This is a genomic window from Mycobacterium sp. 1423905.2 (genome assembly GCF_001673155.1).
Classification (GTDB): Bacteria; Actinomycetota; Actinomycetes; order Mycobacteriales; family Mycobacteriaceae; genus Mycobacterium.
Map to the genome: position 1 here is coordinate 1 of NZ_LZLE01000064.1, position 21705 is coordinate 21705.

General features: G+C 68.0%; 20 protein-coding genes. 6 read left to right on the forward strand and 14 right to left on the reverse strand.

The window, feature by feature from the left end; translation table 11 throughout:
- Positions 1-65: 65 nt before the first annotated feature.
- On the reverse strand, positions 66-563 hold the full coding sequence (locus A9W95_RS28345) for a hypothetical protein (RefSeq protein ID WP_067409303.1): 498 nt from the start codon (positions 561-563) through the stop codon (positions 66-68).
- A gap of 156 nt (positions 564-719) precedes the next feature.
- Here A9W95_RS28345 and A9W95_RS28350 point away from each other — a divergent pair, with 156 nt between their 5' ends.
- The 3 genes from A9W95_RS28350 (at position 720) to iniC (ending at position 5230) form a co-directional block, all read left to right on the forward strand.
- Positions 720-1811 (forward strand): hypothetical protein, encoded by a 1092-nt coding sequence (locus A9W95_RS28350; protein ID WP_067409304.1) that lies wholly within the window; start codon positions 720-722, stop codon positions 1809-1811.
- Between the two features lie 99 nt (positions 1812-1910).
- A complete protein-coding gene (locus tag A9W95_RS03825) occupies positions 1911-3752 on the forward strand; it encodes a dynamin-like GTPase family protein (protein WP_067409320.1) in 1842 nt (613 codons plus the stop codon).
- A complete protein-coding gene (gene iniC, locus A9W95_RS03830) occupies positions 3749-5230 on the forward strand; it encodes an isoniazid-induced dynamin-like GTPase IniC (protein WP_067409305.1) in 1482 nt (493 codons plus the stop codon). Before A9W95_RS03825 ends, iniC begins: the two co-directional genes overlap by 4 nt.
- Before the next feature lies 1 nt (position 5231).
- Here iniC and A9W95_RS03835 read toward each other — a convergent pair whose 3' ends face one another.
- The 8 genes from A9W95_RS03835 to A9W95_RS03870 form a co-directional block, all read right to left on the reverse strand.
- Positions 5232-7007 (reverse strand): Hsp70 family protein, encoded by a 1776-nt coding sequence (locus A9W95_RS03835; protein ID WP_067409306.1) that lies wholly within the window; start codon positions 7005-7007, stop codon positions 5232-5234.
- 91 nt (positions 7008-7098) lie between these two features.
- On the reverse strand, positions 7099-7524 hold the full coding sequence (locus A9W95_RS28275) for a hypothetical protein (protein ID WP_082982873.1): 426 nt from the start codon (positions 7522-7524) through the stop codon (positions 7099-7101).
- Between the two features lie 75 nt (positions 7525-7599).
- Positions 7600-8319 carry a hypothetical protein gene (locus tag A9W95_RS25920; RefSeq protein WP_067409308.1) on the reverse strand — a complete coding sequence of 240 codons (720 nt, stop codon included), beginning with the start codon at positions 8317-8319 and terminating at the stop codon, positions 7600-7602.
- 35 nt (positions 8320-8354) lie between these two features.
- The gene (locus A9W95_RS03850; RefSeq protein ID WP_067409309.1) at positions 8355-9761 is read right to left on the reverse strand and encodes a sugar porter family MFS transporter; all 1407 of its coding nucleotides are present in this window, start codon (positions 9759-9761) and stop codon (positions 8355-8357) included.
- A gap of 71 nt (positions 9762-9832) precedes the next feature.
- A complete protein-coding gene (locus tag A9W95_RS03855; protein ID WP_067409310.1) occupies positions 9833-10405 on the reverse strand; it encodes a hypothetical protein in 573 nt (190 codons plus the stop codon).
- A gap of 106 nt (positions 10406-10511) precedes the next feature.
- Positions 10512-11012, reverse strand: a complete 501-nt coding sequence (locus A9W95_RS03860) for a (2Fe-2S)-binding protein (protein ID WP_067409311.1) — start codon at positions 11010-11012, stop codon at positions 10512-10514.
- Positions 11005-11892, reverse strand: coding sequence for a xanthine dehydrogenase family protein subunit M (locus A9W95_RS03865; RefSeq protein ID WP_067409312.1), 888 nt, complete (start codon positions 11890-11892; stop codon positions 11005-11007). The genes A9W95_RS03860 and A9W95_RS03865 overlap by 8 nt, the downstream gene beginning before the upstream one ends.
- Positions 11889-14219 carry a xanthine dehydrogenase family protein molybdopterin-binding subunit gene (locus A9W95_RS03870; protein WP_067409313.1) on the reverse strand — a complete coding sequence of 777 codons (2331 nt, stop codon included), beginning with the start codon at positions 14217-14219 and terminating at the stop codon, positions 11889-11891. Before A9W95_RS03870 ends, A9W95_RS03865 begins: the two co-directional genes overlap by 4 nt.
- A 52-nt stretch (positions 14220-14271) precedes the next feature.
- Here A9W95_RS03870 and A9W95_RS03875 point away from each other — a divergent pair, with 52 nt between their 5' ends.
- Positions 14272-14835: an NTP transferase domain-containing protein gene (locus A9W95_RS03875; protein ID WP_172826551.1), complete on the forward strand. Its 564-nt coding sequence runs from the start codon at positions 14272-14274 to the stop codon at positions 14833-14835.
- A 5-nt stretch (positions 14836-14840) separates the two neighbouring features.
- Here the strand turns inward: A9W95_RS03875 and A9W95_RS03880 are convergent, their stop codons facing one another.
- Both A9W95_RS03880 and A9W95_RS03885 read right to left on the reverse strand, forming a co-directional pair.
- A complete protein-coding gene (locus A9W95_RS03880; RefSeq protein ID WP_156745988.1) occupies positions 14841-16265 on the reverse strand; it encodes an amino acid permease in 1425 nt (474 codons plus the stop codon).
- 64 nt (positions 16266-16329) lie between these two features.
- The gene (locus A9W95_RS03885; RefSeq protein ID WP_253851551.1) at positions 16330-17337 is read right to left on the reverse strand and encodes an amidohydrolase family protein; all 1008 of its coding nucleotides are present in this window, start codon (positions 17335-17337) and stop codon (positions 16330-16332) included.
- Between the two features lie 54 nt (positions 17338-17391).
- Between A9W95_RS03885 and A9W95_RS03890 the strand changes: the two genes are divergently transcribed.
- On the forward strand, positions 17392-18300 hold the full coding sequence (locus A9W95_RS03890) for a LysR family transcriptional regulator (protein WP_067409316.1): 909 nt from the start codon (positions 17392-17394) through the stop codon (positions 18298-18300).
- Here the strand turns inward: A9W95_RS03890 and A9W95_RS03895 are convergent.
- Genes A9W95_RS03895 through A9W95_RS03905 form a run of 3 tightly spaced genes read right to left on the reverse strand, consistent with a single transcriptional unit; the run spans position 18287 to position 20361 of the window.
- Positions 18287-18943: an enoyl-CoA hydratase-related protein gene (locus tag A9W95_RS03895; protein ID WP_067409317.1), complete on the reverse strand. Its 657-nt coding sequence runs from the start codon at positions 18941-18943 to the stop codon at positions 18287-18289. The genes A9W95_RS03890 and A9W95_RS03895 overlap by 14 nt on opposite strands.
- Positions 18940-19578, reverse strand: a complete 639-nt coding sequence (locus A9W95_RS03900; protein ID WP_067409318.1) for a TetR/AcrR family transcriptional regulator — start codon at positions 19576-19578, stop codon at positions 18940-18942. Before A9W95_RS03900 ends, A9W95_RS03895 begins: the two co-directional genes overlap by 4 nt.
- A gap of 30 nt (positions 19579-19608) precedes the next feature.
- Entirely contained in the window at positions 19609-20361 is a 753-nt protein-coding gene (locus A9W95_RS03905) for a YoaK family protein (RefSeq protein ID WP_067409319.1), read from the reverse strand.
- Between the two features lie 238 nt (positions 20362-20599).
- Here A9W95_RS03905 and A9W95_RS03910 point away from each other — a divergent pair.
- Positions 20600-21705: Hsp70 family protein (locus A9W95_RS03910; protein WP_156745989.1), on the forward strand; the 1106-nt coding region annotated here is incomplete at its 3' end.

Sequence of the window (21705 nt, forward strand, 5' to 3'; positions counted from 1 at the left end):
GAGGAAAGCCGCCGTGAGGAGCGCCCCACTCGTGCACCTCACCATCGGTGACCAGGAAAGACGGATCATGCGGTGCCGTTGGTGGTCAGGCCGGCGTGGGCGGTGGCTTTGGTGCCGGTGCTGGTCTCGGTGGCGGCGGGGTGATCGGTGGCCAAGCCGGTATCGGTGGCGCCGTCGGTGGCCAGGCGGGTATCGGTGGCGCGGTCGGTGGTCAGGCCGGCGTGGGCGGTGGCTTTGGTGCCGGTGCTGGTGTCGGTGGCGGCGGGGTGATCGGTGGCCAAGCCGGTATCGGCGGCGCCGTTGGCGGTCAAGCCGGTGTTGGTGGCGGCTTGGGTGCCGGGGCTGGTCTCGGCGGACAGGCAGGCATTGGTGGTGCCGTGGGTGGCCAGGCCGGTGTCGGCGGCGGATTCGGCGCAGGTGCGGGTCTGGGTGGCCAAGCCGGTATCGGTGGCCAGGCTGGCGTCGGTGGCGCGATCGGCGGCCAGGCGGGTATCGGTGGCGCCGTCGGTGGTCAAGCGGGCCTCGGCGGTGGCTTCGGTGCTGGTGCTGGTGTCGGCGGTCAAGCGGGCATCGGCGGCGCGCTCGGTGGTCAGGCCGGCCTGGGTGGCGGATTCGGCGCTGGTGCGGGTCTAGGTGGCCAGGCGGGCCTCGGCGGTCAGGCCGGGGGCGTCTTCGGCGGCGGCTTCAACGGAGCCGCAGGCCTCGGTGGTCAAGCGGGCTTGGGCGCCGGCGCGGGCCTCAACGGCGCCGCAGGCCTCGGCGCGCAGGCGGGCGTGGCAGGTCAGGCGGGTCTGGCCGGACAGGCAGGTCTCGCCAGCCAGGCAGGCCTCGCGAGCCAGGCAGGTTTCGCCAGCCAGGGAAGTTTGGCCGCCGGTGGCGGACTGGCCGGAGCCGGAAACGTCGGTGGCCTGGCCAACGTGGGCGGCAACGCGGTGCTAGCCAGTGGCGCCAGCGGCCAAGCGGGTCTGATCGTCAGCGAGGGCGCCGCCCTCAATGGCGCTGCCACTCCTCACGTGTCCGGCCCGCTCGGCGGTGTCGGCGTGGGCGGCCAGGCCGGTGCTGCCGGAGGTGCGGGCCTGGGCATCGGTGCGGGAGGCGCGCGCGGTGACGTCCTTGCGGGTCAGAACGCCTCGATGGGCACGCACGCGAGTCCGCAACCAGCCGCGGCCGGAACGGGCGCTGGTGTGGGCGCGCAAACGGCCCCCGCAGGCGTCGCGGCCACCGGAGCGGGCGGCGGTCACGTTACGGGTGGACCCGCCGGCAGTACGGCCGGAGCGGGCACACACGGCGGAATCATCGGCGACGAAGGCGCCACGCTTGGCGGCGGCGGCGTGAACCCGGGCGCCGGTGTCAACGCCGGCGGCGGCGTCCACGGTGGCGGGGGCGTCAATGCCGGCGGCGCCAACGCAGGCGGTGTCACGCCTGGCGATCACGGGCCGACCGTCCCGGCTAACCACGGCCCGGTTATCCAGGGCGGCGCCGGGCACGGGACGCCTCCCGCGGGCAGTGGGCCGGTCATCCAGACGCCCGGCGGCGCTGCCGGCCAGGGCGGCGCGGCGGGCCACGGCGGAGCCAACCCGCCGGTGATTCACGCACCGGCGCCGCACACGCAGACGCCAGCCGAGCACACGCCGGCTCCGACGCAGCACGCGCCGATCACTCCGACGCAGCACGCACCGGTCGAGCCGCAGCCGGTCCATCACGAGCCGCCGAGCCCGTCGGTGTTCGGGCACGAGCCGCCTGCGACGCACACACCGCCGGTGCACACCGACCCGTCGTCGCACGGCCCGGTCGGTCACCACGGGTTCTGACTGGACCCGACCGACGAAACCGGCGGGGACCTGCATGGTCCCCGCCGATTCGTCCGCTTACCGTGATGTGGAATGCAAGCGATCGAGAGGAGCGGCGCGGTGACTCAACCCGATGACCCGCGTCGCGTCGGTGTGATCGTCGAATTGATCGACCACACCGTGGCGATCGCCAAGTTGCACGACCGCGGGGATCTCGTCCAGCGCCTGACTCGGGCGCGCGACCGCATCCTCGACCCGCAGATTCGCGTCGTGATCGCCGGTCAGCTCAAGCAGGGCAAGAGCCAGTTGCTCAACTCGTTGCTCAACCTGCCGGTCGCGCGTGTCGGTGACGACGAGGCGACCGTCGTCACCACTGTCGTCAGTTACAGCGCCGAGCCGTCGGCCCGGCTGATCGTGGCCGCGGGACCCGAAGGTGAGATGGCGGCGGTCAACATTCCCATCGACGAGATCAACACCGACCTGCGCCGGGCGCCTCAGGCGGGCGGTCGGGAAGTGTTGCGTGTCGAGATCGGTGCGCCCAGCCCACTGCTGCAAGGCGGATTGGCGTTCATCGACACCCCGGGCGTAGGCGGGCACGGTCAACCGCACTTGTCGTCGACGCTGGGCTTGCTGCCCGACGCCGACGCACTGCTCATGGTCAGTGACACTAGCCAGGAATTTACCGAACCCGAGATGTGGTTCATCCGAAAGGCTTTCGAGATCTGCCCGGTCGGCGTCGTCGTTGCCACCAAGACCGATCTGTATCCGCGCTGGCGAGAGATCGTCAACACCAACGCCGCGCACTTGCAACGCGCCCGAGTGCCGATGCCGATCATCCCCGTCTCATCGCTGTTGCGCAGTCACGCAGTGACGCTCAACGACAAGGAACTCAACGAGGAGTCCAACTATCCGGCAGTGGTGAAGTTCCTCAGCGACAAAGTGCTGTCCCGCCAGACCGACCGGGTCCGCGACGACATCCTCGAGGAAATACGTTCCGCGGCACAACAATTAGCGGTATCGGCGGGTTCGGAACTATCTGTCGTCAACGACCCGACCATGCGCGAACGGCTTAGTGACGACCTGGAACGACGCAAACGCGAAGCGCAGGACGCCGTGCAGCAGACCGCGTTGTGGCAACAGGTGCTCAACGACGGGTTCACCGACCTCAGCACCGACGTGGATCACGATCTGCGGGTGCGCTTTCGCGCCATCACCGATGACCTTGAGCAGCAGATAGATTCGTGTGACCCAACTCGGCATTGGGCCGAAATCGGCACCGATGCCGAGGACGCTGTCGCCAAAGCGGTCGGAGACAACTTCGTCTGGGCCTATCAGCGCGCCGAAGCGTTGGCCGACGAGGTAGCCCGATCGTTCCTCGACGCCGGTCTGGATTCGGTGGTTTCACCCGAGCTGACCGCCCGCCTGATGGGCGGTGAGTTCGGCCGGCTCAAGGCGCTGAACCGGCTGGAGTCCAAACCAATCGGTAAGGGGCAGAAGGTCGTCTCCGGATTGCGGGGCTCCTACGGCGGCGTGGTGATGATCGGCATGCTGTCCTCGGTGGCCGGTTTGGGTCTCTTCAACCCGGTTTCGGTGGGCGCCGGGCTGGTACTGGGCCGGATGGCATACAAGGAGGACAAGGAAAACCGGCTCTTGCGGGCCCGCAGCGAGGCAAAGGTGAACGTGCGTCGCTTCATCGACGAAGTGTCGTTCGTCGTCGGCAAGGAATCGCGCGACCGCCTCAAGACGATTCAGCGGACCCTGCGCGACCACTACCGCGACATCGCCAACGAGGTCACCCGGTCGCTGAACGAGTCGTTGCAAGCCATGATCACCGCCGCGCACATGGAAGACGTCGAGCGTGACAACCGGGTGCGCGAGCTGGAACGGCAACTGGACATCCTCACCCAGGTCATCGACAACGTCGACAAGTTGCGCGCGCCGGTGACCGTAGGACGAGGGTGAGCACAAGCGATCGGGTCCGGGCCATCTTGGCCGGGACCATCCAGGCCTATCGCGGCGAGCCCGCCTATCGTCACCGCGCCGACGTCTTCCACGAACTCAATCGCATCGGCGCGCGACTGAACGAGCCGATCCGCATCGCGCTCGCCGGCACTCTCAAGGCGGGGAAGTCGACGCTGCTAAACGCGCTCGTCGGGGACGACATCGCGCCCACCGACGCGACCGAGGCCACTCGCATCGTGACGTGGTTTCGGCACGGACCGGCGCCCAAGGTCACCGCCAACCACCGCGGCGGGCGGCGCACCAACGTGCCGATCATTCACCGCGACGGGCTCAGCTTCGACATGGCCCGGCTCAATCCCGCCGAGGTGGTCGACCTCGACGTCGAGTGGCCCGCCGAAGAATTGGCGCAGACCACCATCATCGACACCCCGGGCACCTCGTCGCTGACGCGCGACGCCTCCGCGCGCACCTTGCAACTGCTGGTTCCCGACGATGGCGTGCCGCGGGTGGACGCGGTGGTCTTCCTGCTGCGCACCCTCAATGCCGCCGACGTCGCCCTGCTCAAGCAAATCGGTGGACTGGTGGGAGGTTCGGCGGGCGCGCTGGGCATCGTCGGCGTCGCCTCGCGGGCCGACGAGATCGGCGCCGGCCGCATTGACGCGATGATGTCGGCCCAGGACGTCGCCAAGCGGTTCACCGCCGAGATGAACCAGACCGGCATCTGCCAGGCGGTGGTACCGGTGTCTGGGTTGCTCGCCCTGACCGCCCGCACCTTGCGCCAAAGTGAGTTCTACGCGTTGCAGCAGCTTGCCCGCGCCGACACCACAGAGTTGAACAAGGCCTTGCTCAGCGTGGACCGGTTCGTCCGGCCGGACAGTCCGTTGCCGGTGGACGCCGGGACCCGCGCGCAGTTGCTCGAGCGCTTCGGCATGTTCGGGATTCGGATCTCGCTGGCGGTGTTGGCCGCCGGCGTCAACGACTCGGCGGGACTGGCCGCCGAATTGCTGGAACGCAGCGGGCTGGTGGCTTTGCGCGACGTCATCGATCAGCAGTTCGCGCAGCGCGCCGACATGCTCAAGGCGCATACCGCCCTGCTGTCGTTACGCAGGTTCGTCGAGTCGCATCCGGTGCTGGCGACGCCCTACGTGATCGCCGACATCGACCCGCTGCTCAACGACACCCACGCGTTTGAGGAACTGCGGCTGCTGAGCGTATTGGCGTCGCGGCAAACGACCTTGAACGAGGACGAGATGGCTTCGCTGCGGCGCATCCTCGGCGGTTCGGGCACCCAGCCGGCCGCCCGGCTGGGCCTGAGCGCCGCGGACGCCAGCGAAGGCCCGCGCGCCGCATTCGCCGCCGCCCAACGCTGGCGCCGCCGCGCGGAACATCCGCTCAACGACCCCTTCACCGCTCGGGCCTGCCGCGCCGCGGTGCGCAGCGCCGAGGCGATGGTCGCGGAGTTCGCCGCGCGCCGCTAGGTCAGGGACGCCGCGGCGGGAAGAAGGGGGGACGTTCCCGCGTGGTGGTCGGCGCTGCCGTGGTAGTGGCCTGCGAGGTCGTCGGCGGCGCGGTCGTCGTCGGCTGCGTCGTCGTGGTGGTCGGCGCAGGCGTGGTGGTGGTCGTGCTCGGCGTGGTCGTGGGCGGCGGTTCGGTGGTCGTGGTGGTCGCCGGCGGCGCTTCGGTGGTCGGTGGGGGCGGTGGCGGTGTCACCACCGTGACGGTGGGGCTGTTGTTCGGGCCGACCACCGTTGTGGTGATGGGCTCAGGTGGGGGTTGCGGGGACGTGGTGTTGACCGGCTTGTTGCTCTCCGGGCGCAGGGTGAGCGCCAAAATGATGGCGACCAGGATGGCCACGCCCGCACCGGCGACACCCAACACCAGGGCCCAGCGCTTGTACCAGGGCAGCGGTCCGGGCTCGGCGGGGTAGCGGTCATCGTCAGCAGGCGGGGGCGCCGGCGGGTAGTCGTTGGCCGATGCCACCGGCGCATAGTCCGCAGGTCCGGTGTAGGGCACCGGTTCGGCGCCGGTGCCGGGATCTTCCGACCACGCCAAGGCGCCGAAGTTGCCGGTGCCGGGGCCATCGGCCCCGGGCGCGACGGCGGCCGTGGTGGCGTCGTTGACGAACGCGGTGGGCGCCGCTTCGGTCGCCGGTCCGGCGGTCCCGACAAATGAGGTTGGGACGTCGACGGCCGGGCCGACGCCGGTAGCCAGGCCCGCCGACAAGGCGTCGAGCGCCAGGGCCGTCGCTCCGGCAGCGGCACTGAACAGCGGCTGCGGTGTGGTGTACACGGGCGCCTGCAGTCGCTCGGACAGCCGGGTGGTGACCAGGGGGATACTCGCTCCACCGCCGACGGTGGCGATCGCGGCCAGACTGGCCGGTGCGATGCCGTTGCGCTGCAGCACATCTGCGACGGCGGCGGCGAATCGGTCCAGGGGCCCGGAGATGAGTTGCTCGAACTCGGCGCGGGACAAGCGGGAACCCGCCATGCCGGACGTACCTCCAGCCGCCGGGAGGCTCGCCACCGTGGCCACCGAGAGTTGCTCTTTGGCCCGCCGGCAGTCAGCCAGCAGGCGCGTGACCGGTGCCATGCCGGTTTCCGCCCCGGCGGCGGCGGTGGTGTCGGCGCCCGGTGCGGTGACCAAGTGGTGGTCGAGGATCAGCTGGTCGATCTCGTCGCCGGAGAACTCGCGGTAGCGAACGGTCGGGCCGAGTTGCCGGAAGGTCGGGCCGGCGTTGGCCAAGGTGATGCTGGTCCCGCTGGCGCCGAAGTCACACAGGGCGACCACGCCCGAGGTCGGGAAACCAGGTCGGGCGGCCAGCGTGTTGAACGCGGCCTGAGCGTCGGAGATCAATTCCGGTGCGACACCGTTGGGCGACAGGGCGGGCCGGGCGGGCAGCGCGTCGCGCAGCGCGGCCGTTTGCGCGTCTGACCAATAGGCGGGCACGGCGATCGTGACGGGCGCGCCGTAGCCGACAGTGCGGGCCATCGCGTCGAGGGCTTCCACCGTCAGCGCCGCACCGAGGTACTTGGTTCCGTCGGCAGCAACGAGCGGTGCTTGGTCGCCGACGCGTTCGACGAATCCGCGAAGGACGAGCCCGGGTTCGGTCAGGTTTGGGTTTTCTTCGGGTAGGCCCACTTCGGGTGCCCGGTGGCCGAACAAGGTCAGGACCGACGAGCGGGTCACCGGGTTTGCGCCAGATCGAGCCGCGACCAGGTTCGCCACCCCGATCGACAACCCGAGCGACTCGCTCATACCCACACCCCTGTATCCGTCGTTGCTGCTGGCGGTCGGCCGTTCCCCACCATAGCGGCCCGAAGTAGGCAGACCCTTGGTCGTCCTCGGCTCACAGGCCGGGCGGCAGATTGATGACGGTAGGGATCAGCGGCAGCGTGATTTGCGAGGGAAGCCTGGGCAGCGCACCCTCGCCGCGCGAGTTCGTGGTGGTCGGCGCCGTGGTCGCGGTCGTCGTCGTTGTTGTGGTCGTTGTCGTTGTGGTGGTCGTCGACGGCGTGGTGGTCACCGACGTCGTGGTGGGAGCCGTGGTTGTCGCCGTCGTGGTCGCTGTGGTGGTTGCGGGTGGTGTCGGAGCGGGGCCTTGGGAGAGCAGGATGATCCCGTAGATGATGATCCCGATCAAGATGGCAATCAGCACGCCCCAGCCGACCAAGGCGAGCGGTTTGCGCCATCCTGGGGTCGGTTCGGGTCCTTGTTCGTACTGGCCGTAGACGGGCTCGTTGGCGCCAGGGTCCGGCGCGTCGTACCTTGCCACGGGCGCTGATGCTAGCCGCTGCGGTGAGTCAGGCACGGCCCGCCACACACGTCGTTGCCGATCGGTGACCTGCTGTTAAGGAAGGTTTGGCGGCAACGTAATCGGCGACGGCACACCGGGAATGGTGATCACCGAAGGCAGTGGCGGCAGGTGGTGGTGCGAGGGCGGCGACGACGGGGGCTGCTGCCGGGGTGGCTGACCCCGGGGCGAGGTGGCCGGCGGGGCCGGAGGCGCGGCCGAGGTGCTGGGCGGTGCCTCGGTGGGGGTTTCCGACGTCGTCTCGGTCGTGGTGGTCGCGGGCGGCTCGGTGGTGGTAGTCGTGGTGGCCGTCGTCCGCGACGTGGTGCTCGGAGTGGGAGTGGAGCCCTGGTCATTACCGAGCAACTGCAGGATGCCGTAGACGATGAGCGCCAGCAGGATCAAGACCAGCAGCGCCCAGCCGATGAGGGCCGCGGGTTTGCGGTACCAGGGACGGGCGTCGGTGTCCGGTTCGAGCGGGTCGATCTGACCCTGGTCCACCGGTGGCGGCCCCTCCACCGTCTCCTGTTGGGATCGCGGCGTCGACTCCACGGTGAACTGCTGGGACGGTGGTGGCGGCCCTTGCGGGCCTGGGGCCCACGGGCTCTGCGGCGGCGGCCCCTGCGGCGGCGGCCCCTGCGGCGGCGGCCCCTGCGGCGGCGGCCCCGGCGGAGGTCCTTGGGGCGGCGGTCCCGGCGGCCGGTTTCCGCCCATGCCCATGGGCCCGTACTGGGTGTGCTGCTCATGGAAGTCATCCGGTGGGCCGTAGCGTTCCACGGCACCGATGGTACTGACGCCCTATGTCGGCGCGGTCACGGTTGCCGATCGTTAGCAAAGTCGACCGGCCGGAACTTCCCGGCGGCCAGCTTGCCTTCGATCTCCTCCAGGCTCCTGCCGGTGAGGTCGGGCAATCGGAAGAACACGAACAGCCAGGCGCCGACGTTGAACAAGGCATACATCCACATCGTCGGCCCTACCCCGATGGCGCCGATGGTGGTCAGCAGTGTCGACGTGATGACCACGTTGGTCGCCCACATCACCGCCGTTTGCGCGGCCGTGCCCGCCGGGCGGACCGCTAGGGGGAGGATCTCGGAGCCGGTCACCCATCCGGCCAGCTGTAAGCCGCCGGCGTTGAAGAGCATGAACACGATGAGGCAGGCGACGATGAACGGCACCGAGTCCCGGCCGCTGTTGCCGGTGACGAATAGCAGCCCCAGCACGAACAGGCTCACCGCCGCGCCCGGGACCATGAACAGGATGAGCCGGCGTCGTCCCACCTTGTCGATGATGCTGAGTCCGACGAGCTGGGCGAGCAGGTAGCTGAGGCCCAGGCCGACGGAGACGTCCAGCGCGACGGAGGTGGGGAATCCGTTGTCGGTCAGGATGGTCGGCGAGTAGTAGACGATCATCTCGATGCCGCTGAGTTGGGTGAACATGGCGTAGCCGCAGCCGAGTATCACTGCCGGGCGCACCCATTTCTCCCGCAGGCCCGACCACCCGGAAGTGCTCGCCAGCTTCTCCGCGTGGGCCGACTGCACCATCTCGTGCAGTTCGGCCCCCACGTCGTACCCGGGCGGGCGCACCCGCTGCAGCACCAGGCGAGCCTGGTCCAGATCGCCGCGCAGGACCAGCCACCTGGGGCTTTCCGGCAGCCGCAGCAGGAGCGCCAGCATGATTGCGGCGGGGACGGCGGCGATGCCGATGGACCACCGCCATGGAATGAACTCGGACGCGCCGATGATGGTCGCGACCAGGATGCCCACCCCGATGGCGACCTGGAAACACAGCACCAGGCGGCCGCGGTAGTGCTTCGGCGCGAGTTCGGCGACATAGGTCGGGGCGGTCAGCGTTCCACCGACCGCGAAGCCCAGGACCAGTCGCCCCAGCGACAGCAGGACGGGGTTGGGCGACAGCGCACACCAGAGCGCGCCGACCACGAAGATGGCGGCCAATAGCACCAGGGTGGGTTTGCGGCCGCGCTGGTGCGTGAGGTGGCTGGAAACCAGCGCTCCTATGACCGCGCCCACCAGAATGCTGGCCGCGATCACCTGCTTCCAGCTCTCGGCGATACCGAAGTCTTTGGTCATCTGCAGCAGGGCGCCGGAGATGATTCCGGTGTCGTAGCCGTAGAGGGCGCCCGAGATGGCCGGCACCAGCGCGACGACGACCACCGCCCGCGTCAGCTCTGTGGGCGCAGCAACCTGCTCAGATGAAGCCATGCCGTGCGCCCCCAGTCCGCGTGACCGCCAGCGCCGTGCACGCTCGCCGTTTTCACGGTATAGCGCAGAGTTCAGAAGGTGGTGACCTTCTCGATGCTGACGAACATGCCGTGGCCGGTGGCGTTGTTCTGGAATCGGGTGCCGTCCTTGGTGGCGACGATGGTCCAGCCCTGGGCGTCGTAGGTCTGGTAGTCGATGGTGACGGTGGGAATGGCGCCGAGATTGCCCAGGATCCATTGGACGTTGCCGGTCGAGGTGATGTGGACACCGTTGGCGTGTTCGCCGTCCTGCATGGGCGAGTGGGTGAACGGCGCCTCACAGCCGACGCTGTCCTTGTTGATCTGGCAGCGCGTCAGGCCGGACTTGGTCTCGATGAACACCCAACCGCTCTCGTCCGGCTTGAGCGGGACGGCGCCCGCGGGTGCGGTAGGAGTCGGGGAGGGTGCGGAGGAGGGCGCCGGGATGGTCGTCGACGTTGTCGGCGGAATGGTGCTCGGTCGGGGCGTGGGGTATGACGGTTCGGTGGGTCCGGCGCCCGGCGCGGCGATCGGTCTGCCGTTGATGATGCTGCTGCATCCGGCCAGAAGTGACGTGGCGGCCAACAGGGCCGCCACGCCATGCCGTGCTCTCAGCGATAACCGCACGCGCAACTCCCCCGGGGAAATCCGAATACCAAGCAGTCAGATTACGCAGTGGAACGCGCAAGTTACTGGGGCGACGCGGTTTTGGGACCGCGCCGATGACAAAGCGTTATCGCGACGCCGGCGACTCGACCTGACCCGCCATCGACTCCGCGGCGCGATGAGCCGCGGCGACAATGCCTTGGTATCCCGTGCACCGACAGAAGTTGCCGGACAGGCCTTCTCGGATCTGCTCGTCGGTGGGGTTGGGGATGTCCCGCAGCAACGCCGTGAGCGACATGACGAACCCCGGCGTGCAGAAGCCGCACTGCAAGCCATGGCATTCGCGCAGCGCGGCCTGCACCGGGGACAGTTCGCCGTCGGGTGAGGCGATGCCTTCGACCGTGGTCACTTCCAGCCCGTCGGCCTGCACCGCGAACAACAGACACGACCGCACGGCGGCACCGTCGAGGAGGACCGTGCAGGCGCCGCAGGCCCCGTGCTCGCAGCCCAGATGCGTGCCGGTGAGCCCGCACTTTTCGCGGAGGAAGTCGGCCAACGTCATCCGGGGTTCGACCCTGGCCGAAGCCGGGTTCCCATTGATTGTCAACCGGATTGGCTCCTCATGCATTGGCTGCCCCCACCATTGCTTCGTTGACGGCTTCGCTCCAAGCCCGTGCCGTCATAGTGGCTCCGACCCGGGCCCGATAGGACGCCGAGCCCTGCAGGTTCGTCGGGATGTCATCGAGCCCGGTCACGGCGGACTCACCGACCTCGTCGGCGGACACGTCGCTGACGTGCTTGCCGACGACGGCCTGCTCGGCGAGCGTTGCCCGCTTCGGTGTCGCTCCCAGTCCCAACAGGCCAATCGCGCACCGGGAGACTCGGTCTTGGTCGTCGAGCGCAACGGCGACCATCGAGCCGGCAATCGCGTAATCGCCGTGCCGCCGGGCGAATTCCTGAACCGCGAAACCGGATGGTCCGGCCCACTGGGGGAATCGCACGCCGGTGAGCACCTCATCGGAGTCCATGGTGGTTTCCCACAGGCCGGCGAAGAAGTCGGATGCGGCGATCTCGCGCCGGCCGCGTGGTGACAACACCTCCATGGTCGCGTCCAGTGTCAGCGCCACCGTCGGGTATTCACCGGCCGCGTCGGCGTGGGCGATCGACCCGCCCAGCGTGCCCCGGTTGCGGATCTGGAAGTGTCCGATGAATGGGGTCACCCGGGTGAGGAGCGGAACCGTTTGCCGCACCCGGTGATCGGCGCCGACGGTGGCCTCGGTGGTTCCGGCGCCGATCCACAACTGGCCGCCGCGCTGCTCGATGCCGCGCAGCTCAGCCAGCCGCGAGATGTCGATCAGATGGTCGAAGAAGGCCAGTCGCATGGACAGCATCGGTACCAGGCTCTGACCTCCGGCCAACAACTTGGCCTCGTCGCCGAATTCCGCGAGCAGGCCTACGGCGTCCTCGACCGTATCGGGGCGGTGGTAGTCGAATGTCGCCGGCTTCATCGTTGCGCCTCGGACAGCAAGGCGGCGATCGACGCGGGGCTCGCCGGCAGGCGGGTGACGGTGACACCCAACGGCGCCAACGCATCGTTGATCGCGTTGATCACCGCGGGCACCGAGCCGATCGCGCCGCCCTCTCCGACGCCTTTGTAGCCGCCCGGTCCTGGACCGGGTATCTCGACGTGGCCGTACTCGATCCAGGGCACCTCGGTGGCCGTCGGCAGCAGGTAGTCGACAAACGTTGTGGCCAAGGGGTTTCCGTCGTCGTCGTAGACCATGTCCTCCATCAGCGCGCCACCGATGCCCTGCACCGTGCCGCCGGCGATCTGGCCTTCCACAATCGCCGGGTTGATCATCGGCCCGACGTCCTCGCTGACGATGTAGCGCAGCAGCGTCACCTTTCCGGTCTGTGGGTCGACTTCGCAGGTGCAGGCGTGAGTTGCGTTGGCCCACAGGATCGGTGCGGTGGCGACATAGCGCGCGGTGGCCTCCAGAACGGGCGAGACGTCCGGCGGCAACTGTTGTGGTTCGTAGTAAGCCGTGTATGCCAGTTCGCCGAAGGTGACCCTGCGCGACGAGTCCCCGCGCACCGCCGCCGTCGACTGGGCGAGCTCGACGTCGGACTCGGGCACTTTGAGCCGGTGTGCGGCCATGGCCACTATCCGCTGCCGCAGCACGCTGCCCGCCTCGTTGACCGCGCCGGCGGTCATCGGTCCGCTACGGCTGCCCTGGGTTCCGGCCCCGTATGGGGTGACCGCGGTGTCGCCTTGGATGGTGGCCACGTCGTCGATGTCGGCGCCCAGCGCGTCGGCGGTCAGCTGAACGACGGTGGTTTCCAGGCTGTTTCCGCTGGAGCCGCCGTTGACGTAGACGTTGATCTTGCCGGTCGGTTCCATCCGGATGGTGGCGCCTTCAGTGGCCAGGTGTCCGGTCGCCGCGCCCGTCGGTTCGATGTAGGCCGAGAAGCCCAGGCCCAGGTAACGACCCTGGGCTAGCGCCTCTCGTTGCTCTTTGCGGAACCCTTCGTGGTCAAGGATTTTGACCGCTTGCTCGAAGGTGTCCATCGGCGCGACGTGGTCGTAGGGCATGCCGTTGGGGTTGAAGTAGGGCATCTCGTCTCGGCGCAGCAAGTTGCGCCGCCGCAATTCGACCGGATCGAGGTTCATCTTGCGTGCGGCGATGTCGAACAGCACCTCGCGGGCCAGCGTTTCGTATTGCCAGGGGCCGCGATAAGCCGCCAGGCCACTGGTGTTGGAGAAGACGGTTTTGTAGTTGAAGCTGGCTTTGGGCACCCGATACGGGCCGGGGAAGAACATGCCGATGGCAGCGGTGGTCAGTACCGGGTAGGGCGTCGGGTAGGCGCCGATGTCCTGGGCATAGTCGATGTCGACCGCCCGCAGCAGTCCGTCCTCGTCAAAGGCCATGCGGCCGGTGCCGTTCACGTGTCGGGCCTGACCGGCCGACATCAGGTTCTCGCGCCGGTCTTCAATCCACTTCAGCGCGGCCGGCACCTTGCGGGCGGCCAGCATGATGCACATGTCTTCGCGCATCGGGACCACTTTCTGCCCAAAGCCGCCGCCGGTGTCGCGCATGATGACCCGAACCCGTTGTGCCGCAATGCCCAACAACCGGGCGCAGAATGCGCGCAGTTCGTGCGGTGTCTGCGTGGACGCCCACAACGTGAGCTCCCCGGTCGCGGCTGACCATTCGACCACCAGACCGCGCGTCTCGATCGGGACCGGGGCGTAGATCTGTTGATAGACAGTCTCTTTCACCACACATGGTGAGGTGTCGAAGATCTCTTCGTCCGGCGGTGCGCCGGCCATCCCACCTGCGACGTTGTTGGGATAGGTGTCGTGCACCAGGACCTCGGATTCCTGGGCCTGGGTGAAGTCGGTGACGGCCGGCAGCGGGTCGTAGTCGACGTCGATCAGTTCCAGCGCGTCCTCGGCGAGGTAACGGTTCTCGGCCACCACCAACGCCACCGGGTCCCCGACGAACTTGGCCTCGCCTTCGGCCAGTGGCGGGCGCGGTGTGTCGGGCATGTCCTTGCCCGCCACGGCATGCCAGGCTTCCTTGACGTCGGGATTGAGGTCCGCGGCGGTGAACACCGCATGCACTCCGGGCAACTCCAGTGCCGCCGAGGCGTCGATGCCGTTGATCCGGGCGCGGGCGAACGGGCTGCGCACGAAGCAGGCGTGCAGCATGCCCGGCCGGGAGATGTCGTCGACGAAGCCGCCGCGGCCGGTCAGCAGCCGGCCGTCTTCGACCCGTTGCACCCGGGTGCCGGCATAGCGGGGCGCCGGGGCCTCGTGTACGTCCTGCGTCATGACGCTCCATCCGGTTGTCACCTAATGAGAAGCTGAATGTCATCATAGGAGAGTGGCGTTATCGCAGTCGATAGCCGTCGGAGTCTTGCTTGCTGCGGGCGCCGGTCGACGGTACGGAAAGCCCAAAGTGCTGGTCGAGGGATGGCTGGACACAGCTGTTGACGCGCTGCAGGATGCGGGCTGCGCCGAGGTGGTGCTGGTGTTGGGGGCCGCCCAGGTGCCGGTTCCGGCCGGAGTCACCGCGGTCACCGCGTCCGACTGGGCGCAGGGCCTCAGCGCCTCGGTGCGGGCCGGCCTGACCGAGGCCGATCGGCTGGGCGCGGATTATGCGGTGCTGCACGTCGTGGACACGCCCGACGTTGGGCCCGCCGTGGTGGCCCGGGTGCTCGAACGCGCTTTGGCGTCGAGCAGTGGGCTGGCCCGCGCTTCCTTCGGCGACCGGCCGGGACACCCCGTGGTCATCGCTCGTCGGCACTGGCCGGACGTCCTGGCGCAGCTGTCCGGCGACGAAGGTGCCGGAGCCTATCTGCGCAGCAGGGGCGACGTCGAAGTGGTCGACTGCAGCGACCTGGCCGTCGGCTTGGACATCGACGAAGACTTCGACGAGCGCGCCTGAAGCCCTCAGAGCTCCGGCGTCGGCTCGTCGGACTCACTGGTGGCGCGCACCCGATCGCGGATCAGGAACCATCCGCCGACCAGGCTGGGAACCGCGATGGCCAGCGCGGCCAGCATCCAGCGGCCGTACAGCTCGTCGAAGAACATCAGCAGCAGCACCGCCAGCAGGAAAACCAGCGTCAGGTAGCCGGTGTAGGGCGACAGCGGCATCCGGAAGCGGGGCCGCTCCAGCTCACCGGTCTTGGTCAACCGGTGAAACCGGATTTGGCAAGCCACGATGGTGGCCCAGGCGACGATTACCCCGGTGGCGGCGATGTGCAGGACGATCTCGAAGGCCTGGCTGGGTTTGACGGCATTGAGCACAATGCCCAGCAATCCGATCGCGGCGGTCAGCAGGATGCCGCCGTAGGGCACCCCGTTCTTGGACATCGCCGCGGTGAACTGAGGGCCGCTGCCGTTGATCGCCATCGAACGCATGATCCGCCCGGTGGAGTACAGGCCGGCGTTCAGGCTGGACAGTGCCGCGGTGAGCACGACGAGGTTCATCAGGCTACCGCCGCCGGCGAACCCGATCTTGGAGAAGAAGGTGACGAACGGGCTGACGTGGTCCTGGTAGGCGGTGTAGGGGAGCAGCAGCGCCAGCAGCACCGTCGACCCGATGTAGAAGACCGCGATGCGGAACACCACAGAGTTGATGGCTCGCGGCATGATCCGCTCCGGATCGGCGGTTTCCCCGGCGGCGATGCCCACCAATTCGATGGCGGCATAGGCGAAGACAACGCCGGAGGTGACCAGGATCAGCGGCAGCATGCCGGTCGGCAACAGCCCGCCGTGATTCGACCACAACGACACTCCGGTCTGCTGACCGTCGACCTTGACCCGCCCGGCGAGAAACACGGTGCCCACGACCAAGAAGGTCACCAGCGCCAAGACCTTGACCAACGCGGCCCAGAATTCCAGCTCACCGAACAGCTTGACCGAGATCAGGTTCATGGACAGCACCACCACCAGCGCGACCAGCGCCAGCGCCCATTGCGGGACGACCTGGAACGCCTTCCAGTAATGGCAGTAATGCGCGATCGCGGTGGTGTCCACGATGCCGGTCATCGCCCAGTTGACGAAGTACATCCAGCCGGCCGCAAAGGCCACCTTCTCCCCGAAGAATTCGCGCGCGTAGGACACGAACGACCCCGACGACGGGCGGTGCAACACCAGTTCGCCGAGCGCGCGCAGGATCAGGAAGACGAAGATGCCGCAGATCCCGTAGACGATGAACAACCCGGGTCCGGCCGAGGCGAGCCGACCGCCGGCGCCGAGGAACAGACCGGTTCCGATGGCGCCGCCCAGGGCGATCATCTGCAATTGCCGGTTCTTCAGCGATTTGTGGTAGCCCGTGTCTTCGCGGGTCAGCGCGCTTGCCGACGGTGCCATCGGGATCACGTTATCCCACGCTCCGCTGCCAGCGTTACCGGTTAACACCCTGGGAACATTCCACTCAGAGCTTGAGCAGTCGTTCGGCATTTCGGTAGCTGATGCTGGTGCGGTCGTCTTGGCTCAGCGGCAGATTGTCGAAGAAGTCTCGCGCGGCGCACATGTCCCCGAACGGATAGTCGGCGGAAAACATCACGCGCGCGATGCCGACCTGCGCCACCAGGTTGGCGTAGGTCGCTTCGTCGTTGAAGTTGGCGAACGTGTAGTTCAGGTTTTGCCGCAGGTAAGTGCTGACGGGGTGCTTGAGCCCGGTCAGGTCGGGCCGCAGCGTGTCGTCGAAGCGCGGCAGCATGAACGAGATCGCCTCGCTCATGTGCCCGATGACGAATTGCAGCGACGGGTGTCGGTCGAACACCCCGCCGAGGATGAGGCGCAGCACGTGAGTGCCGGTGTTGATGTGCCAGCCCCAGCCGACGGTGGCCAGCGTGAACGTGACCCGGTCGGAGAAGCCGGCGTAGCAGGACTCGATCACGGCCGGCGGCGGGATGGTCGGGTGCAGGTAGATCGGCACGTTGAGGGCGGCGGCGCGGTCCAGGATCGGCTCGAAAGTGGGGTCGTCGAGGTAGACGCCCTGGCAATGGCCGTTGATGACCGCCCCTACGAACCCGTGCTGGCGCACCGTGCGTTCCAGTTCCTCGGCGGCCGCCTCCGGTGCGCTGATGGGCAGGGCGGCGAAGCCGGCCAGCCGGTCGGGGTAGCGGCTGATCGCGTCGGCGAGTTCGTCGTTGCAGTCGCGGGCGAGCAGGCAAGCCGCCGGCCCGTCCATCTGTTCGACGGCCGGCGCGGCCAGCGAAAGTACGGAGACGTCGATGCCGGCGTCGTCCATCGCTGCGATGCGGGCCTCGCCGAGATCGCACAGCGGTTCGGCGATGCCCGGGCGGTTCTGCAGCCACCCGCCTGGTCCGTTGAGGAAGCGCGTGGTGGCGTAGTGCTCTTCGAGGGCGATGGTGCGCATCTGGACGACTCCGGCTATGAGGGCGTAACGCCCCGACCGTACGCGGCGAAGGCTCATCACGCCTAATGAAAGCTCGTGATCAACGCCAGCATTATCGGTGATAATGCGCGAGTGGATTTGCGGCACCTCGAATACTTCCTTGCTGTTGCCGACGAACGCAGTTTCACCGGGGCGGCAAAGAAGCTGCACGTGGTGCAATCCGGCGTCTCGGCGACGATTCGGGCCCTGGAACGGGACCTGGGCGTCGAGCTGTTTGCTCGCGGTCCGGCCGGAGTGGCGTTGACCCCGGCGGGACACGAGCTGCGCCCGCACGCCCGCGCCACTCTCGACGCGGTGCGCGCTGCCAAGGACGCCGTGCACGCCACTCGCGGCGCGGTGCGGGGCACCGTCACCGTGGGTACCTTGACGTCGATCGACGTCATCGACCTGCCGGCGTTGCTGGCCGAACTGTACGAGCGCCATCCCGCGGTGCAGGTGCATTTGCGCTCGACCATGGCCGGCTCGGCCGGACTCGCGCGGGAGCTGCGCGACGGCGACCTGGATATCGCATTCATCGCGTTCACCGGCACGCCTCCGTCCGACCTGCACGCCCGACTCGTCGCCACCGCACCACTGTTGCTGGTGGTACCCGCCCGGCACCCGCTGGCCGGACGAACCGAGGTGGCGCTAGCCGATCTGGCCGGCAGGTCGTTCGTCGACGGACCACCCGGTTATGCCAACCGGGCCTTGGTGGACGACGCGTTCAGCGCCGCCGGGATCGCACGCACCGTCGCCTTGGAGGTCGCCGACATCGGCACGGCCGCGGCCTACATCCGCAAGGGCCTGGGCATCGGATTCCTGACACCGTTCATGCTCGACGGCATCGACGCCTCGGGCCTGGCCCGGCTGCGAATCTCCGATTGCGACCTGCGCTGGCGGCTCTACGTCACCACTTCCTCGAGCCGTCGGCCCAGCGCGGCCGCACAGGCGCTGCTGGACCTGATCGAAGCCGCGGCACCGAATGAGGTCACTGCGCGGTGAGCGCCTGAACCGCCGGGGCGAACATGGTCTGTTTGATCGCGCCCAGCGTGCCGGGATTCTTGCTGCCGAGCGGACGCAGCACGTCCAGCGCCGCAGCGGTCACCGCACCCTCGCCCGCGGTCGCATCGACGATTCCCGCTGCAGCGGCGTCGCTGCCGCCGAAGCGCCGGCCGGTCGTCATCGAAGCCACGGCCGCTTGCGGGGTCAACTTGGCCTGGATCAGGGCGGCCATGCCTTCGGTGAACGGAATGTTGATGTCCACCTCGGGGAAGCAGAAGAAGCCGCGGTCGGCACGCATCACCCGGAAGTCGTGGGCGATCGCCAGCATCGCCCCGGCGCCGAACGCGTGGCCGACGACCGCCGCGGCGGTGGGGATGGGCAGTGTCAGCATGCGCGCGAGCAGAGCGTGCACGCGGCCGACATACCACTGCGTTTGGTCACCGTGGGCGACCAGCCAGTCCAGATCCAGCCCATTGGTGTAGAACTTGCCCACCGCCGTGGTGACCAGACCGTGGGCGCCGCTGGCTTCGACGTCGTCGAGCCGCGCGTTGATGTCGTCCAGAAACTCAGGGGAGAAGCGGTTTTCGCTGTCGCCGAGGTCGAGGATGGCGATCTTCTCGTCGTAGCTCAGGCTGATGGTCACGGTCCGGTCCTTTCGGGTTGACGAGCGGGAGGAGGTTCGATAGCAAGAACGGCCTGCACGGCCGCGCGTAGCTGCGCGCGCGCCGTCGCGCTGTCCAGGCGGTCGCGGCGCAGCAAGATGGCCGTCGGCAGATCGACGATGCACATCGTGATCGTGTCCACGGCCGCCGCATCTTTGCGATCCCACACTGCCCGTGCCAGCCGGATCATCAAGCCGACCAGCTCGGCTTCCAAATCGGTGACCTGAGCGGTGATCTCGTCAGGAAGCGCCGGGTCAAGCAGTTCCTCGCGGGGCAGCGTCAGCAGCAGCCGGCAGGAATTCGGGTGCAGGTCGGCGAACGCCGCCGGGGCGTCGGCAGCGGCCGCCACCGCCTGTGCCCCAGCCTGCGCGCCGCGCGTCGCCAGGGCCCGATCCACCAAAGCCGTCTGAGCATCGAGGAATCGGCGTCCGGCCCGAAGCCAGGCCGCGGCCAGCAGTCCCGCCCGCGACCCGAAGCTGTGATAGAGCGCGCCGTTGGACACGCCCACGGTCGCGCTGACCGCCCGGATCGTCACCGCCGCCGCGCCGGAGGCGACGGCGAGCGACTCGGCGGCGTCGAGGACTCGGTCCAGTTCGTGAACACGAGGGCGGGGCATGACCCGCACAGTAACAGAGCGGTTGCTCTGTTATTCGTTCGGGTCTGGTTGACTGCGCCGGCTGCGGCTGCGGACCACGCTGATGACGGCCAAGGTCAAGCAAATCGAAGCGGGAATGACCAGGCCGTAGCCGCCGAACCGCGCACCGACTGCCAGGCCGGCGACCGCGCCGGTCAGGAAGAGCAACAGCGTCGCGGTGAGAATCGCGGCCTTCCACTTGTCGATGCCGTGCCGCCGGCTCTTGCCCAACATCAACCCCAGATCGGTGACGGTGCCGGTGAAGTGGGTGGTGCGCACCGGCATGCCGGGAAAGCTCGACGTCAGGCCGTTCTGCAGACCCAGCGCCGACGCCGCCAACAACGCCTGGACCGCGGTTTCCTCGATGCCGGTCCCCAGGATCAGCGCCTTGACGTCGGACTCTTCCACTCCGGCGGCGGCCAGCAGTAGCAGCGCCGCCTCGATGACCAAGACGGCGGCATGGCGCATACCGATCGAGGCTCGAGGGGAGGCCAGCAGCACCCCGGCGATGGCGGCGCCTACGAGAAAGCCGGCCAAGATGGCGACCAAGACGTGGCTTTCGTACCGCCAAGGGTGAGCGGTGTCCATGCCGATCTGAGTGGTGACGCCGGTCAGGTTGCCGACCGGAACAGCCAGGATAAGCAGCGCCATCGAGTTGACCCAACCGGCGGACAGCGCCAACGAAGCGCTATACGCCAGCATGCGGCCCTCGCGAGACAGGCCGCCGCTGCGCACTCGAACCAACCCCGGTGCTGCAATCCCCACGCCGAAATTTTCGGTGACACCGACGGGTCGGCGCCCGCCGGGTCGACGCTTTCTTGGGAATTTCATAGTCACCGCCGGCCCGGGAACAAGATCCGCGCGGCGCCCGTTAGGATAAACAGCAAGTTGAGTGAACCAGGCTCAACCTCGTGTTTGACAGGACAGTCACCCGGAGGCAGTCTTGAGCGGGGTTCACTCAGCATAGTGCAAGAAGAAGCTCTACATATCAGGAGGATTCACTATGGCTCGTGCGGTCGGAATCGACCTCGGGACCACTAACTCAGTCGTCGCGGTTCTAGAAGGTGGCGATCCGGTCGTCGTCGCTAACTCCGAGGGCTCCCGGACCACACCTTCGGTCGTCGCGTTCGCGCGCAACGGCGAGGTGCTGGTCGGCCAGCCCGCCAAGAACCAGGCGGTGACCAACGTCGACCGGACCATCCGCTCGGTCAAGCGGCACATGGGTAGTGACTGGTCCATCGAGATCGACGGCAAGAAGTACACCGCGCCCGAGATCAGCGCCCGCATCCTGCAGAAATTGAAGCGGGACGCCGAAGCGTACCTGGGCGAGGACATCACCGACGCGGTGATCACCGTGCCCGCCTACTTCAACGACGCTCAGCGTCAGGCGACCAAGGACGCCGGCCAGATCGCCGGCCTCAACGTGCTGCGCATCGTCAACGAACCGACCGCTGCCGCACTGGCTTACGGCCTGGACAAGGGCGAGAAGGAACAGACCATCCTGGTCTTCGACCTGGGTGGCGGCACGTTCGACGTCTCCCTGCTGGAAATCGGCGAAGGCGTGGTCGAGGTGCGTGCCACCAGCGGTGACAACCACCTCGGTGGCGACGACTGGGACCAGCGCGTCGTCGACTGGCTGGTCGACAAGTTCAAGGGCACCAGCGGCATCGACCTGACCAAGGACAAGATGGCCATGCAACGGCTGCGGGAAGCGGCCGAGAAAGCCAAGATCGAGCTGTCCAGCTCGCAGTCCACGTCGATCAACCTGCCCTACATCACCGTCGACGCCGACAAGAACCCGCTGTTCCTCGACGAGCAGCTGAGCCGGGCGGAGTTCCAGCGCATCACCCAAGACCTGCTGGACCGCACCCGCAAGCCGTTCCAGTCGGTGATCGCCGACGCCGGTATCTCGGTGGCCGACATCGACCACGTGGTGCTGGTGGGTGGTTCCACCCGCATGCCCGCCGTGACCGACCTGGTCAAGGAGCTCACCGGTGGCAAGGAGCCCAACAAGGGCGTGAACCCGGACGAGGTGGTCGCCGTCGGCGCCGCGCTGCAGGCCGGCGTCCTCAAGGGTGAAGTGAAAGACGTTCTGCTGCTGGACGTCAC

Excerpts from the sequence above, each read along its gene's own strand:
- A9W95_RS03835 (WP_067409306.1), bottom strand. The coding sequence starts at position 7,007 with ATGAGCGAGTCGCTCGGGTTGTCGATCGGGGTGGCGAACCTGGTCGCG.
- A9W95_RS03865 (WP_067409312.1), bottom strand. The coding sequence starts at position 11,892 with ATGAAGCCGGCGACATTCGACTACCACCGCCCCGATACGGTCGAGGAC.
- A9W95_RS03860 (WP_067409311.1), bottom strand. The coding sequence starts at position 11,012 with ATGCATGAGGAGCCAATCCGGTTGACAATCAATGGGAACCCGGCTTCG.
- A9W95_RS03900 (WP_067409318.1), bottom strand. The coding sequence starts at position 19,578 with ATGCCCCGCCCTCGTGTTCACGAACTGGACCGAGTCCTCGACGCCGCC.
- A9W95_RS03850 (WP_067409309.1), bottom strand. The coding sequence starts at position 9,761 with ATGGCTTCATCTGAGCAGGTTGCTGCGCCCACAGAGCTGACGCGGGCG.
- A9W95_RS03870 (WP_067409313.1), bottom strand. The coding sequence starts at position 14,219 with ATGACGCAGGACGTACACGAGGCCCCGGCGCCCCGCTATGCCGGCACC.
- A9W95_RS03885 (WP_253851551.1), bottom strand. The coding sequence starts at position 17,337 with ATGAGCCTTCGCCGCGTACGGTCGGGGCGTTACGCCCTCATAGCCGGA.
- A9W95_RS03880 (WP_156745988.1), bottom strand. The coding sequence starts at position 16,265 with ATGGCACCGTCGGCAAGCGCGCTGACCCGCGAAGACACGGGCTACCAC.